The organism is Dysosmobacter sp., assembly GCF_052306735.1.
GTDB lineage: Bacteria > Bacillota > Clostridia > Oscillospirales > Oscillospiraceae > Oscillibacter.
Map to the genome: position 1 here is coordinate 1 of NZ_DAWBAJ010000010.1, position 15,156 is coordinate 15,156.

The window sequence follows — 15,156 nt, forward strand, 5'->3', positions numbered from 1 at the left end:
AAGGCTCCGTGGTCTTGGAGACGAACTTCATCATCACCATGGGGCCGATGGCGAAGACCTCGTCATACTGATTGCCGGCCTCGATGAGTTCCTTCAGAGCGTCGGTAACCAGGCCCTTCTGGCCGTAGGAACCGTCGTCGGTGCAGATCTTCAGGACGTCGCTGGACTTGCGGAACTCGTCCTCCAGGATCACAAGATCCTTGTTCTTGAAGCCGATGACCGCATGGACTTCGGCACCGCAGTCATGGAACTTCTTCAAAACAGGGTATGCAATGGCACAGCCGACGCCGCCGCCTACCACGCAGACCTTCTTCTTGCCCTCGGTCTCGGTGGCCTTGCCAAGGGGGCCCACGAAGTCCTGCAGGCAGTCGCCTTCCTTAAGATGGCTGAGCTTTTCCGTAGTTGCGCCGACAGTCTGGACGATAATGGTCACAGTTCCCTTTTCCGGATCATAGTTATTGATGGTAATGGGGATCCGCTCACCGTTCTCATCCACACGCAGGATGATGAACTGACCGGGCTGGGCCTTCTTGGCCACCAGGGGAGCCTCGATCTCGTACAGAGTCACTGTGGGACGGAGCGCCTCTTTTCTCACGATACGATACATACTGTTCCTTCTTTCCCGAATGTTCGGATTTTTGATTGGCGAACAACGGCTCATCTATACAGACGCGCACATTGTCTATATTTTAACAGATTGTGTTTGGCCCGTCAATTCCTTTGCGCCGTCATTCCGCCAAAAATCCGCCCTGACTTTTGACGGTTTCGCCGGAAAGCGACGTTCATTGACTCAGGGTAAACCTGCGGCCGTCGGACTGGAGCAGTCCCTCCTCCCGCATCCGCTTGAGTTCCCGCATCATGGCGCTGCGGTCTGTGGCGATATAATCCGCCAGGGTGCTCAGGGAAAACGGGAGGGTAAAACTCAGGCTGCCCGCCTTGTCTGAGAGCTGATGGAAATAGCACAGGAGCTTTTCCCGAATGGATCGCCGGGAGAGTACATCCACCCGCTCACTGAGGCCCTGGGCTTTTCCCGCCATGAGCCGCAGCATATTCTGTACCAGGAGGCTGTGGTGGGTGCAGGCCCGCTCGCAGCGCTTGAGGATATGGGGATAGTCGATAAAAAGCACATCGCAGGGCGTCCGGCAGACCACCTGGAGACTGTCCGCACTGGATCCGGCAAAGGCCAGGGTCTTCCCGAACACACCGCCGGCTCCCAGCTCCTCCATCACCGTGGATACGCCCTCCTCATCAATGCGGATCAGCAGAGCTTCTCCCCGCTCAATGATCCCCACCGCATTCCCCCCGTTGGAGGAGAAATCATAGATGAGCTCATCCGGACGAAACGTCTTTTGCACCGCCTGAAAACAATCCAACATACGCAGATAATCCTCGTAGGAAATGTCCGCAAACAGCGGACTTTTCTCCAATTCCTGCCGTGTCAGCATGGCGCCGCCTCCTTGTTGCATATATCACAAATCATCATAGCAGGGATGGCGTAAAATGTAAAGAGGTTTCCCGGGCACATTTCATAGATTATTCACCACTTTACCAGGATGTTCTTCTATAATAGAATCAGAAACCCGGAGCAACCACCCGGGCGCTTGCCGCCCCCTGAGAAATGAGGCAAAATCGTGAACATTGCTTATTTTCTGATCCCCAAGCGCAGCGTTGCCTATCTCTACGACGACTGTACCTTCCGTCAAGGCCTGGAAAAAATGCACCATCACAGCTACACTGCCATCCCTGTCATCGCCCGGGACGGGCGGTACATTGGGACTGTCAGTGAAGGTGACTTCCTCTGGCGTCTTCTGGATGAAGGCGCGGAATCGCAGACGCTCTGCTCCATGAAAGCACTGGAACAGTTGGAGATCCGGGACATTCTGCGGGGAAACAACTATCCCCCTGTCCGCATCACCGTCACCATGGAAGAACTGCTCAACAGTGCCATGAACCAGAACTTCATTCCAGTGGTGGATGATTCCGACAGCTTTATCGGCATCGTGACCCGCAAGGACATCATCCGGTATTTTTCCAATCAGCGCACCTCCATGGAACCGGCGCTGCTGCGCAAAATCGTATGATCCCCTCTTCTTTTTATCAGAAAGGGAACCGGAAACGGACTCACCGTCCGTTTCCGGTTCCCATTTTTTCAAAGGAGCTCCGTAAGGTGGTGCCGATGGATCTCCAGCGTCTCCGCCCCGGCGCCGACACAGATCCCGGCGGCATACCCTGCGAACGTCTCCAGCGGGAAAAACCGGCAATCCGGCGGGCACACCGTCTCCTGCCCATGGGGCCGTACTCCGGCGCCCATCCACTTACCCACGGCCTCCCGGCGAACCCAGTCTGCGAAGAACGCCTCCTGTGAGATTCCTTCCGCCAGACGCCGCCTGGCCAGCGGGGAGAGCGGGCGGATCCGCTCAATGTCCACACCCACCGGGCGGTCTGAAAGGGCAGCCAGCACGGCCCCTGCGGTATGGCTGAGATTAAACTGTACCTGGGGTGCATCCGGGAAAAAGGGCTTTCCGCCGTCTTCACAGGCAATGGGAGGAATTTCCTGCCACCGGTACTGTTCCCGCAGGGCCCGCCGTAAAATCAAATAGGCGCAAAGAACCTCCTGCCGCTTTTCCGGCAGACGCATCCTATGAAGACGCTCCCTGCGCTCCGGCGGAAGCAGCGCCGTCAGCTCCGCCGCCTCCTGGGCAGACAACGGCCGATCCAGCAAAAGAGCCCAAACGCCGGTCATCAAACGGCTCCCCCCTATAAAAGCAAATACAAATTTATTCTATCCAACTGTGTGTTTTCCTGTAAAGAGACTGTTCCTACAAAATTTTTTCAAAAAATTTGTGAAAAAAAAGAGGAAATTCGCCAGCGGCGGGGTATAACTTTATGAGTTAAATTTCCCGCACCGCTCAGCACCGCGCATGATAAACGGGAATTTTGGCAAAACTGACCGAAAGGAGGAGCCCACAGTGGCATTTCCCCAGAGCTTTCTGGACGAGCTCATCGCCCGCAGTGATATTGTGGACGTGGTAAGCAGCTATGTCCAGCTGACCCGGAAGGGCTCCAACTTGTTTGGCCTTTGTCCCTTCCACAGCGAAAAAACCGGTTCCTTCTCCGTCTCCCCGGATAAGCAGATCTACTATTGTTTCGGCTGCAAGCGCGGCGGCGGCGTCATCAATTTCATCATGGAGGAGGAGAACCTTCCCTTTCCCGATGCGGTACGTTTTCTTGCCAAGCGCGCAGGACTGGAAGTCCCGGAGGAGGAAGGGGACCGGGAATCCGGACGGCGGCGGCAGCGACTTCTGGATCTCAACCGGGATGCCGCCCGTTTTTACTACCAAACCCTCCATCAGCCGGAGGGCCGGGCGGTGCAGGAATACTTGAACCGCCGCAAGATCTCCCGAACCACCGCGGTAAATTTCGGCCTGGGCGCCTCCCCGGATGCCTGGGACGCCCTGCTGACGGCCATGACCAAGAAGGGCTACACCAAATCTGAGCTGCTGGAAGCCGGACTGGTGGTACAAAACCGCAACGGGGGGCTCTACGACAAATTCCGCAACCGCCTGATGTTCCCGGTGATCGATGTCCGGGGGGACGTGGTGGCCTTCGGCGGACGGGTGTTGGACAAGTCGGAGCCCAAATATATGAACACCCAAGAGACTCCCGTATACAGCAAACGGCGTGTCCTCTACGGGCTGAATTTGGCCAAGAAAACCAAACGCCCCAACATCATCCTCTGCGAGGGCAACATCGACGTGGTGACCCTCCACCAGGCCGGGTTTGATAACGCGGTGGCCTCCATGGGGACGGCGCTGACCGTGGAACAGACCCGCCTTCTCTCCCGCTTTACCAAGGAGCTGGTTCTCTGCTACGATAACGACAGCGCAGGCAAGATCGCCACGGATCGTGCTTTGCAGATCCTCAACAATTCGGAGTTCACCGTCCGGGTGCTGCAGCTCCCCCGCCGCCGGACAGAAGACGGCGAGCTGGTGAAGCAGGACGCCGACGATTTCATCAAATTTCAGGGAGCTCCCGCTTTTGAGGCGCTGCTCTCGGGCAGTGAAAACGGCGTGGAGTTCCGCATGGCCCAGATCGCCGGAAAATATGACCTCTCAGACGATCAGTCCCGCATCGCCTACTGTGACGAGGTAAGCCGCCTGCTGGCCACCCTGGCCAATCCCGTGGAGCGGGAGGTCTACACCACCCGGGCGGCGGAAACGGCCAAGATCACACCGGAGGCCATGAAGCTGGAAGTCCAGCGGGCTTATCGCCAGAACCTCTCCCGGGAACGCAAGGCGGAGCTGCGGCGGGACCTGAACCCGGCGGCACAGCTCCAGCCCAAGGAACGGAGCCTGCGATACGAAAATGTTCGCTCCGCCCGGGCGGAGGAAGGTGTTTTAAGGCTGCTGGTACTGGACCCGGATCTTTTTTCCAAAGCTCCCCCGCTGCGGGAGGAACAGTTCTCCTCACCGCTGCTGGGCCGGGTCTTTTCGCTGCTGTGGCAAACCCGCCAGGCAGGCCACAGCGTATCCCTGGCACCTCTGGCAGGCGAACTTTCCCCGGAGGAGATGAACCACATCACCGCCATCTGCCAGCAGCCGGAATCCCCTGCCAACCGGCACCAGGCGCTGGCTGATTACATACGCATCATACAAACAGAGTTCCAAAAACGCGCCCAGGGCGGATCTGTAGACCCTCTTCTGGCAGCGACAGAAAAAATCAAAGACAAAAAGGGTACTGGAGGAAAGCAGCATGGCAACTAAATTAGAGGATATGACCCCCGCAGAGCTGAAAGCGCAGGCGGACGCTCTTTTGGCGGCTGCCGATCAGCGGGAAGCAGAGCAGGAGGCCCAGGAGCCGGCTGTCAAATCCGCTAAAAAGAGCACCAGAAAAAAGAAAACGGAAGATGCAGAGGCTGAAACTCCCCGTCTGCTGACGGATGAGGAGGCAAAAAAAGCCGGCATCCTGCGTCTGGACGACAAACAGGTAGCCGCTCTGCCCGCTGCCAGCTGGCTCATCAACAACGAAAAGCTCCGGGAGCTGCTGGCCAAGGGCAAGAAAAAGGGCAAGCTGGACTCCTCCGAGCTGATGGACGCCGTGGACGATCTGAACCTGGAAGGGGATCAGATGGATCAGCTCTACGACTCTCTGGAAGCGCTGAACATCGATATCAGCGCGGATGAGAGCCTGCTGGCGGACCTTCCGGATGACGAGCCTGCCGCCGAGGAGATCGCCGATGTAGAGGAAGAGGAGCTGGTAGACCCCAACACGCTGGTCAACAACTTCTCCATCGACGACCCCGTTCGCATGTATCTCAAGGAAATTGGCAAGGTCCCCCTGCTCTCTCCCGATGAGGAAGTGGCTTTGGCTCAGGCCATGGCCGATGGGGCTGAAGCCTCCCGCAGACTGGAGGAGATCCACCAGGCCCAGCAGGACGGACAGGATCCCGGCGTCAGTCCGGAGGAGCTGGCACAGATCAACGCCAACTATAAAAAAGGCGAACAGGCCAAGCAGAAGCTGGCGGAGGCCAACCTCCGGCTGGTGGTCTCCATCGCCAAGCGGTACGTGGGCCGGGGCATGCTGTTCCTGGATCTGATCCAGGAGGGCAATCTGGGCCTCATCAAAGCCGTGGAGAAGTTTGACTATACCAAGGGCTACAAGTTCTCCACCTATGCCACCTGGTGGATCCGGCAGGCCATCACCCGGGCCATCGCCGACCAGGCCCGCACCATCCGGATCCCCGTCCACATGGTGGAGACCATCAACAAGGTCATCCGGGTGAGCCGTCAGCTGCTCCAGGAGCTGGGTCATGATCCCTCCCCTGCGGAGATCTCCGCGGAGATGGGCATGCCTGTGGAAAAAGTCCGGGAAATCCTGAAAATCGCCCAGGAGCCCGTCTCCCTGGAGACCCCCATCGGCGAGGAGGAAGACTCCCATCTGGGTGACTTTATCCCCGACGAGGGTGCCAGCGAACCCAGCGAGGCTGCCTCCTTCACCCTGCTCAAGGAGCAGCTGATGGATGTGCTGTCCACCCTGACTCCCCGGGAGGAAAAAGTCCTCAAGCTGCGCTTCGGCATCGAGGACGGCCGCACCCGCACGTTGGAGGAAGTGGGCAAGGAATTCAATGTCACCCGGGAGCGCATCCGGCAGATCGAGGCCAAGGCCCTGCGCAAGCTGCGCCATCCCAGCCGCAGCAAAAAGCTCAAGGACTTTCTGAACTGATGCGATAAAAAGAGCACGGGCTCGCAGCCGCGATCCCGTGCTCTTTCTTTTTTGACGGCCAATCCAATGCCGTTTTACGTGTCCTCCTGGATCCTCTGGTCAAGCTTTGCCAGGAAATACGCCAGCACAAACCCGCCGGCACAGCAGAGGATCGACCAGAACACCTGCCAGGGATCGGTATACTCCGTAGGGATGATCACCAGTGTGGAAGCCGCTACAATCCCCAGAATCCCGTGAAAGGCCACGGCGTAATGCCGCCGGAAAAACCAAGTCACCAGCCTTGCCAGCAGCAACACCGACAGCACCAGCCCCGGCAGGCTGGCGGAGAGTACCACAACATCCAGCCGCGCCAGCCCCTGGAGCATGGGATGGTAGAGTCCCAGCGCCATCATCACCGAGGAGGACGTCATGCCCGGGATCACGATGCCCATGCCCCACAGCACGCCGCAGAAGTTATACCACCAGAAGTTGGGCTCCACAGATATCTCTGCCACACGGCTGATGTAAAAGAGGCTTCCGAACATGGCCCCCGCACAGACCACAAAGCTGATCCAGCCTGAAACAGAGCGGCCCTCCTTCCCCGCCTCCCGGAATAAGGACGGCAGCGTTCCCACAATCAAGCCCACAAAGAGCCAGGTGGTCACTGTCATGGACTGCTCCATGGCCACGGCAATCCCCTTGGCAAACCCCAAAAAGCCCACCGCCCAGCCAATGGCCAGCGGCGGGAACCATTTCCAATATTTTGGAATGGCGGTGCGGGGCTGGGTCAAAACCTCCATAAAGGGACGGTAGATATCAAATACCACTGCCAAAACACCGCCGGAGACCCCCGGTAAAATGGCGCCCGCCCCGATCAGGGCACCGCACAGCAAATCCCGCAGCCAACGGATCAGCTTATGGTTTTCTCCCAGTTTCCGCAAAGGTCTCGTCCTCCCGTTCCACGGTGATTTCCGTCCCCGCACACCTGTGTTTTTTCTGTATGCCGTCCGGTTTTCCTTATGATAGCAGTTTTGCCCTTTGACTGCAATCCGATACCGACAAGGATCATGAAAAAACTCCAGGATTCGGCAGTTTTCCGGTCTCCATTGTGCAATACATCTATATTTTTCAACAGTGTTTATAGGTCTTATAGTCAAAATATCCGTTGACAGATCTTCCCGCAGCAGATAAACTGTTTACCATACAAAACTGAATCAAGCAAAGACGATGAAGAGAAGAGTAAGCGAAAGGATACGCCACAGAGAGCCTCGGTTGGTGGGAAGAGGCGCGGAAGGGTTCGCTGAACATGGTCTTGGAGTTGCGCGGCCGACCGTCCAAAGGGCATAGGTTGCGACGTGATGCGCACGTCACAGCGCAGGAGTGTGATGGCACTCTCAAAGGCCGCTTTCGTGAGGAAGCGTGCGAACCAAGGTGGTACCGCGGCGTTATGATACGTTCGTCCTTGATGCATGGCATCAGGGGCGTTTTTTTGTTCCAAAAATTCGAAAAGGAGCATCAGCTGCATGAGTGAACCCATCATTCAAATTCAACATCTGACCAAAACCTTCGGCAGCGGCGAAGGCGCTGTCACCGCACTGGAGGACATCAACCTGGACATCCAATCCGGCGAGATCTTCGGCATCATCGGCCTCTCCGGTGCCGGAAAGAGCACCCTGGTACGGTGCATCAACCTGCTGGAGCGGCCCACCAGCGGCTCCGTGGTAGTAAACGGCAAGGAGATGACCTCCCTGACGGAACGGGAACTCCGTCAGGCCCGCCGCTCCGTCACCATGATCTTCCAGGGCTTCAATCTTTTGATGCAGCGGACAGTTCTGCAGAATGTCTGCTTCCCCATGGAGATCAGCGGCGTATCCAAGCAGCGGCAAAAGGAGCGGGCCTTGGAGCTTTTGGAACTGGTGGGGCTCCAGGACAAGGCCGGTGCCTATCCTGCCCAGCTCTCCGGCGGGCAGAAGCAGCGGGTAGCCATTGCCCGGGCTCTGGCCACAGATCCCAAAGTCCTGTTGTGCGACGAGGCCACCTCCGCCCTGGATCCCACCACCACCGCCTCCATCCTGGAGCTTTTGAAAGACCTCAACGAAAAGCTGGGGGTCACGGTGGTGGTCATCACCCACCAGATGAGCGTCATCGAGGAGATCTGCTCCCGGGTAGCCATCATCGCCGACAGCCACATTGTGGAAAGCGGCGCCGTCAGTGAGGTGTTCCGCCATCCCAAGACCTCCGCCGCCCGGCAGCTTATTATTCCCGGCAGTGAAGCCGCCAGGAAATTCACCGGCCAGGGGAAGGTGTACCGCATCACCTTTGACGGCACCACCTCCGATCAGCCGGTGGTGGCCGGTATGGTGCTGGCCTGCGGGGAACCGGTGAACATCTGGTTTGCCGACACCCGGGACATCGACGGCAAGGCCTACGGCCATATGCTGGTGCAGCTGCCGGAAAATGAAGTCACCGCCGGCCGGATGCTCTCGTATCTGGACGAGGTGGGTGTTACCTATAAGGAGGAATCGCAAGATGCTTACTGCTGAGTTCTGGCTCATGTTCGCCCAGGGCCTGTGGGAAACCCTGTATGTCATGGTGATCTCCACCGTGATCGCCTATATCATCGGCCTGCCGTTGGGTTTGATCCTGTCCGTGACAGATGCCGACGGCCTGCATCCCAGCGCCGGCATCAACAAGGTGCTGGGCACCATTGTGAACCTGCTGCGCTCCGTCCCATTCCTCATCATGGTATTCCTGCTGACCGCCTTCACCCGCCTCATCGTAGGTACCTCTGTGGGAAGCCCCGCCATGATCCCTCCCCTGGTGATTGCCGCTTTCCCCTTTGTGGCCCGGCTGGTGGAGGCCTCTGTCCGGGAAGTGGACCTGGGGGTCATTGAGGCGGCCCAGTCTATGGGCGCCTCCACCCTTCAGATCGTCACCCGGGTGATTTTGCCGGAGGCCACCCCCTCCCTGATCGCCGGTGCCACTACTGCTACCGTCACTATCCTGGGCTATTCCGCCATGGCTGGCATCGTAGGCGGCGGGGGCCTTGGCGCCATTGCCATCAACTACGGCTATTACCGCAAAGAGAGCGCCATCATGTGGGTGGCCGTCGTCCTCATTGTAATCCTGGTGCAAATCCTCCAGGGGGCTGGAAACCGCATTGCGATCCGGTCCGACAAACGCATTCGATAAACCGCTTTTCGCGGTTCATCATAGAAACAACAACCAAGAGATGAAAAGGAGAACCAACCATGAAAAAGCTTTTGACTGTAACCCTCAGCGCCCTGCTGGCGCTGTCCCTGCTGAGCGGCTGCGGCTCTTCCAATACCGAGAGCACTTCCGACACCGGCTCTGAGACCTCCTCCGAAACCAGCGGTGAGACCACCACGTTGAAGGTGGGAGCCAGCATCACACCCCACGCCGAGATCCTGGAGCAGTGCAAGCCCATCCTGAAAGAGCAGGGCATTGAGCTGGAGATCGTGGAGTACACCGACTATGTCCAGCCCAACACCGCCGTGGAGGAGGGCGACCTGGACGCCAACTACTTCCAGCACGTCAACTACCTCAACTGGTTCAATGAGGACTACGGCACCCATCTGGTGAGCGCCTGCACCGTCCACTATGAGCCCTTCGGCATCTACGGCGGCAAGATCTCCTCTCTGGATGAGCTCAAGGACGGCGACGAGATCATCGTCCCCAACGACGGCTCCAACGAGACCCGCGCGCTGCTGCTGCTCCAGCAGGAAGGCATCATCACCCTGAAGGACGGCATCACCGCCGCCTCCAACGCCACGGTTCAGGACATCGACTCCTACAACGTGGATGTCACCATCCGGGAGATGGAGGCTGCTCAGCTGACCCTCTCCCTGCAGGACGTGGCCCTGGCCGTCATCAACGGCAACTATGCCCTCCAGGGCGGTCTCAACGCCGCCACCGACGCCCTGGCCATCGAAGACGCTGAGGGCGACGCCGCCCAGGAGTACGCCAACGTGCTGGCCGTCAAGGAGGGCAACGAGGATGACCCCGCCATTCAGGCTCTGGTGGAAGCCCTCCACTCCGACACCGTCCGGGACTACATCAACAACACCTACAGCGGCGCTGTGGTGCCCCTGTTCTAAGCAATCTTCCATAAAAACCAGAGAGGTCTCAGGACCTCTCTGGTTTTTTGTACGATTTTTACGTCGTTTTCGTTAAGAACTTGTAAAATCTTTTCCTGAAAAAGTCTGGTATTTCCTGAACAGCCATGCTACAATGTGTCTGCTGTCCGGAGATACTTCGGGCAAAAATTGTGTTTGAGGGAGCGGATTTCGGTCATGGCCAACCGGCAAGGGAAACAGTACGAGATCGACATGTGCAACGGCCCCATTCTCTCCAGAATGCTGCGCTTCTCCATCCCGCTGATGTGTTCCAGTGTGCTGCAGCTTCTTTTCAACGCGGCGGATATTGTGGTGGTGGGACGCTGGGCGGGGGACAATTCCCTGGCTGCAGTGGGCTCCAACACCGCGCTCATCGGTCTTCTGACCAACCTGTTTGTAGGTCTGGCAGTAGGTGCCAATACGCTGGCCGCCAAGTACTACGGAGCCCACGACCAGGAGGAGCTCCGCAAGACAGTTCATACCTCCATGCTGCTGAGCCTCATCAGCGGTCTGATCTTGACGGTAGTGGGTGTGGTGGGAGCCAGAACCATTCTCATCTGGATGCAGACTCCCGCCAATGTGCTGGATCTGGCCACACTGTATCTGCGCATCTATTTCCTGGGCATGACCGCCACCATGGTCTATAACTTCGGCAGCGCCCTGCTGCGGGCGGAGGGGGACACCCAGCGCCCGCTGTACTTTCTGTCCCTGGCCGGTGTGGTCAACATCATCCTGAATCTGTTCTTCGTCATCGTCATGAAGCTGGATGTGGCGGGTGTGGCCATCGCCACGGTGATCTCCCAGTGCATTTCCGCCTCCCTGGTGGTGCGCTGCATGGTAAAGGATCTGGGCCCGCTGCATCTGGATCTGCGGCAGCTGCGCCTTCACAAAAAGACGCTGGGGCGGATCCTGCGCATCGGCCTCCCCGCCGGGTTCCAGGGAATCTTGTTCTCCCTCTCCAACGTGGTGATCCAGTCCTCTGTCAACTCCTTCGGGGAAATCATTATGGCAGGCAACTCCGCCGCCGCCAACATCGAGCAGTTTGTCTACGTCTCCATGAACGCTCTGTATCAGGCAACCATCTCCTTCACCAGCCAGAACCTGGGTGCGGGAAACTACCACCGCATCCGCAAAATCATGATCCGGGCCCAGCTTTGTGTCCTGGCGGTGGGGATCCTGCTGGGCAACGCCGCCACCCTCTGCGGCCACACCCTTTTGAGCATCTACTCCCGCAGTCCGGAGGTCATTGAGGCGGGATTGGTCCGTCTTGGCATCGTCTCCCGAACCTACGCTCTGTGCGGTATGATGGACGTCATGGTAGGCGGACTGCGGGGCATCGGCTACTCCGTAACGCCCATGTTGGTTTCCCTCATCGGCGCCTGCGGCCTGCGGCTTTTGATGATCGCCACCATCTTCCAGATGCCGGCGTTCCACTCTATCCAGATGCTCTACTGGTCCTATCCCATCACCTGGATCCTGACATTCTCCGCCCACCTGGTCTGCTATCTGTGGGCCATGAAAAAGCTGCGCCGCCACTTGCTGAACGATGAGATCCCTGCGGCACAGGAAGTCTCCGCATAACATAGATCAAAACCCGCCCTCCGGCACAGTGTCTGTGTGCCGGAGGGCGGGTTTTTGTTTGATAACCTGGGTGTGTATACCGACGGCGTCTTCAGTTCTGGGCGTCGATTTTTTCCTTGAGCTCGTTCAGATACACCCAGCGCTCTGTCTTCTCCTCCAGCCGGGCCTCCAGTTCCGCCTGCTGTGCCTGGAGTTCCTGGAGCTTCACATAGTCGCTGCCGCAGGCCTCCTGGGCTGCCGTACACGCCGCCAGCTGCGCTTCCAGCTCCGCCAGCGTGTCGTCGATGGTCTCAAACTCCAGCTGCTCCTTATAGGAGAATTTCAGCTTCCGCTCCCGGGGGCGTTCCGCCGTGCTTTTGGGACGCTCTGCCCGCTCCGGTACGGCCTCCTCCCGGCGCTTGGCCGCCCAGTCCGACCAGTTGCCGGTATAGCGGCGGATCTCTCCATCCCCCCGGGCCTCAAAGATGGACTCCGCCATCCGGTCCAGGAAGAAGCGGTCATGGGACACCGTGAGAATGGGGCCCGGGAAGCTCTGGAGATAATCCTCCAGAATGGAGAGTGTCGTGATATCCAGATCGTTGGTGGGCTCGTCCAACAGCAGCACGTTGGGCGCCTCCATCAAAACGGAGAGCAGATACAGCCGCCGCCGCTCTCCGCCGGAGAGCCGTCCGATGGGCACCGACTGCAGATCTCCAGGGAATAAAAACCGCTCCATCATCTGGTTGGCGGTAAAGGTTCCGGCGTCCGTGCGGACCTCATCGGCAATGTCGTGGATAAAGTCATAGACCCGCTGAGAAAGATCCAGCTCCCGGCCCTCCTGGGAGAAGTGGCCGATCTTGACGGTAGCACCGATCTCCACAGTACCGCTGTCCGGAGCCAGCTCCCCGGCAATGAGCCGCAGCAGGGTGGACTTGCCCGCCCCGTTGTGTCCCACGATGCCGATGCGGTCGTTCCGCAGGAGGGTGTAAGAAAAATCCTGAACGATGGTCTTCTCGCCGTAGCGCTTGCAGACATGATCCAGGGAAATGGTCTTCTTCCCCAGGCGGCTGGAGGCCGCCGCCAGCTGCACGGACTCGTCCGTCTGAGGAGCCTCCCTGCCCAAAAGTTCCTCGTAGCGCTGGATGCGCTCTTTGGACTTGGTGGTGCGGGCTTTGCAGCCCCGCATGATCCACTCCCGCTCCACCCGCAGGATGGACTGGCGCTTGCGCTCGCTGGCCTCCGCCATCTCCGCCCGCTGCTCCTTGAGCTCCAGGTATTTGGAGTAATTGGCCTCATAGTGATAGAGCTTGCTGCGGGAGAGTTCCGTGATGTGGTTGACCACACGCTCCAAAAAATAGCGGTCGTGGGTCACCATCACCAGCCCGCCTTTGAACCGGCGTAGCCAATCCTCCAGCCAGGCCACCATCTCGCTGTCCAGGTGGTTGGTGGGCTCATCCAGGATCAGCACATCCGCCGGATGGATCAGCGCCGCCGCCAGGGCCACCCGCTTACGCTGTCCGCCGGAGAGGGTCCCCACCTTCTGGGAAAAATCCGTGATTCCCAGCCGAGTGAGCATGGCCTTGGCCTCATATTCGTTAAGCGCCCGGAACTCCGCCGGATAGTGGCGGAATACCTGCTCCAGGACCGTGGCCTCCTCGTCCATGACGGGATTTTGCGCCAGAACGCTCACCTGGACGTTAGGATCCCGGGAGACCGTGCCGCTGTCCGGCTCCAGCATGCCGGAGAGGACTTTCAAAAATGTGGACTTCCCGGTACCGTTGATGCCGATGACGCCCACCTTGTCCCCCTCATTGAGATAAAAATTTACATCCTCCAGCAGCTGCCGGCTGCCGAAATTGATGGAAAGATGTTCCGCGGATAAGAGCATGAGGTGCCTCCTTGGTGATTGATCGAACCTATCTTACCACACTCCATGGATTTTTGCTATGCAAAATCACGGGATCTGTGGTATGCTGGAGCTATCGATGAAGGGAAAGGAAGTCGTCCCGCCGCCATGGAATCCATCAGCCACACCGTTTTGCCTCAGGAGGACGGCTGCTCCGTCCGGCACATTCTCAAGGCCGTCCTGCATTTTTCCACCCACGCCGTGGCCCGGCTCACCCGGGTGGCGGACGGCATCCAGGTTAACGGGCAGCATGCCCGCACCATTGACATCGTACACACGGGAGACGTGGTAACCGCCCAGACCGGGGACCACCGCTCCCCCAAGATCCAACCCACCCCGGGAAACTGGGCGCTGCCGGTGGTGTGGGAGGACGAACATCTGCTGGTAGTCAACAAGCCCGCGGGTATGACGGCCCACGCCTCCAATTTTCTGCCAGATACCCCCACCGTGGCGGGGGCACTGGCCTGGTCCCGGGGCTCCGACTTCATCTTCCACTCGGTGAACCGGCTGGACAAGGGCACCACGGGGCTGATGGTGGTGGCCAAGAGCGGATATGTCCACGACCGCCTGCGGCGGATGCTGCACACCGGAGACTTTTTCCGGGAGTACCGGGCGATATGTGTGGGCTGCCCGCCGAAAGCGGAGGGTGTGATCGATGCCCCCATCGGCCGGGATGAGACTTCCACCGTCCGCCGCTGTGTCCGGCCGGACGGCTCCCCTGCCCGCACCTCCTATCAGGTGCTTGCCCGCAAGGGCTCCCTCACCCTGGTGCGGCTGCTGCCCCAGACGGGCCGCACCCATCAGCTGCGGGTGCATATGGCCTTTATCGGCTGCCCCCTGGCGGGAGACTGGCTCTACGGCACGGAGGATCCGGCCCTGATCCCCCGCCCAGCCCTCCACGCCTGCGCCATTACCCTGACCCATCCCATTACCGGCCAAGCGCTGCACCTGACGGCGCCGCTGCCGGAAGATATGGCCCGGCTGATCCCGGAGCCCAGCACGAAAGGAGAAACCACTATGCTCACCTGGAACGTCACCTATCACTGCAAGCGCGGTCAGCGGGATGCCTTCTATCAGGCCATCACAGATCTGGGCGTTGCCGCCAACTCCCGGCAGGAGGCCGGAAACCTCAAGTATGACTACTTCTTCGCCGCCGAGGATCCGGATTCCCTGCTGCTGGTGGAGAGCTGGACGGAACCTGCTTTGCAGCAGGCCCACTGCCAAACGGAGGTATTTGCCAAGCTCCAGGCTCTGAAAGCGGAGTATTGTGAGACGGTCACCATCGATAAATTCGGCGACAACGGATAACCGGCCCCAAAAAGGCGGGACAGGCAATGCCTGTCCCGCCTTTCT

At 58.9% G+C, this 15,156-nt stretch carries 13 protein-coding genes and 1 other annotated feature; of the genes, 8 read left to right on the forward strand and 5 right to left on the reverse strand.

Annotation, left to right across the window (positions count from 1 at the left end; genetic code table 11):
• Together ACT67G_RS04250 and ACT67G_RS04255 are read right to left on the reverse strand one after the other, a co-directional pair.
• Positions 1–607 (reverse strand): sulfide/dihydroorotate dehydrogenase-like FAD/NAD-binding protein (locus ACT67G_RS04250; RefSeq protein ID WP_443663111.1); only part of this gene is annotated, 607 nt, incomplete at its 3' end.
• A gap of 175 nt (positions 608–782) precedes the next feature.
• Positions 783–1,445, reverse strand: coding sequence for a Crp/Fnr family transcriptional regulator (locus tag ACT67G_RS04255; RefSeq protein WP_325247432.1), 663 nt, complete (start codon positions 1,443–1,445; stop codon positions 783–785).
• 186 nt (positions 1,446–1,631) lie between these two features.
• Here ACT67G_RS04255 and ACT67G_RS04260 point away from each other — a divergent pair, with 186 nt between their 5' ends.
• The gene (locus ACT67G_RS04260; protein WP_325247431.1) at positions 1,632–2,081 is read left to right on the forward strand and encodes a CBS domain-containing protein; all 450 of its coding nucleotides are present in this window, start codon (positions 1,632–1,634) and stop codon (positions 2,079–2,081) included.
• 68 nt (positions 2,082–2,149) lie between these two features.
• On the opposite strand, the gene ACT67G_RS04265 is transcribed toward ACT67G_RS04260, so the two are convergent.
• A complete protein-coding gene (locus ACT67G_RS04265; RefSeq protein WP_443663165.1) occupies positions 2,150–2,743 on the reverse strand; it encodes a 4'-phosphopantetheinyl transferase family protein in 594 nt (197 codons plus the stop codon).
• A gap of 226 nt (positions 2,744–2,969) precedes the next feature.
• On the opposite strand from ACT67G_RS04265, the gene dnaG reads away from it, so the two are divergent.
• Both dnaG and rpoD read left to right on the forward strand, forming a co-directional pair.
• Positions 2,970–4,763: a DNA primase gene (gene dnaG / locus ACT67G_RS04270; protein WP_325247430.1), complete on the forward strand. Its 1,794-nt coding sequence runs from the start codon at positions 2,970–2,972 to the stop codon at positions 4,761–4,763.
• A 232-nt stretch (positions 4,764–4,995) separates the two neighbouring features.
• Complete coding sequence (gene rpoD / locus ACT67G_RS04275; protein WP_443663167.1) at positions 4,996–6,222, forward strand: RNA polymerase sigma factor RpoD; 1,227 nt, start codon at positions 4,996–4,998, stop codon at positions 6,220–6,222.
• Positions 6,223–6,296: 74 nt separating this feature from the next.
• On the opposite strand, the gene ACT67G_RS04280 is transcribed toward rpoD, so the two are convergent.
• On the reverse strand, positions 6,297–7,142 hold the full coding sequence (locus ACT67G_RS04280) for a DUF368 domain-containing protein (protein ID WP_443663114.1): 846 nt from the start codon (positions 7,140–7,142) through the stop codon (positions 6,297–6,299).
• 277 nt (positions 7,143–7,419) lie between these two features.
• Positions 7,420–7,668, forward strand: a binding site (T-box leader).
• A gap of 56 nt (positions 7,669–7,724) precedes the next feature.
• On the opposite strand from ACT67G_RS04280, the gene ACT67G_RS04285 reads away from it, so the two are divergent.
• From ACT67G_RS04285 to ACT67G_RS04300, 4 genes are all read left to right on the forward strand, one after another.
• Complete coding sequence (locus ACT67G_RS04285) at positions 7,725–8,744, forward strand: methionine ABC transporter ATP-binding protein (RefSeq protein ID WP_443663115.1); 1,020 nt, start codon at positions 7,725–7,727, stop codon at positions 8,742–8,744.
• Entirely contained in the window at positions 8,731–9,393 is a 663-nt protein-coding gene (locus ACT67G_RS04290; RefSeq protein ID WP_325245185.1) for a methionine ABC transporter permease, read from the forward strand. Before ACT67G_RS04285 ends, ACT67G_RS04290 begins: the two co-directional genes overlap by 14 nt.
• A gap of 59 nt (positions 9,394–9,452) precedes the next feature.
• Entirely contained in the window at positions 9,453–10,319 is an 867-nt protein-coding gene (locus ACT67G_RS04295; protein ID WP_443663117.1) for a MetQ/NlpA family ABC transporter substrate-binding protein, read from the forward strand.
• Positions 10,320–10,514: 195 nt separating this feature from the next.
• Positions 10,515–11,918, forward strand: a complete 1,404-nt coding sequence (locus tag ACT67G_RS04300) for an MATE family efflux transporter (protein WP_326215609.1) — start codon at positions 10,515–10,517, stop codon at positions 11,916–11,918.
• A 91-nt stretch (positions 11,919–12,009) separates the two neighbouring features.
• Here ACT67G_RS04300 and ACT67G_RS04305 read toward each other — a convergent pair whose 3' ends face one another.
• A complete protein-coding gene (locus tag ACT67G_RS04305) occupies positions 12,010–13,785 on the reverse strand; it encodes an ABC-F family ATP-binding cassette domain-containing protein (protein ID WP_443663119.1) in 1,776 nt (591 codons plus the stop codon).
• Between the two features lie 126 nt (positions 13,786–13,911).
• On the opposite strand from ACT67G_RS04305, the gene ACT67G_RS04310 reads away from it, so the two are divergent.
• On the forward strand, positions 13,912–15,111 hold the full coding sequence (locus ACT67G_RS04310; protein ID WP_443663121.1) for an RluA family pseudouridine synthase: 1,200 nt from the start codon (positions 13,912–13,914) through the stop codon (positions 15,109–15,111).
• The last annotated feature ends 45 nt before the right edge of the window (positions 15,112–15,156 follow it).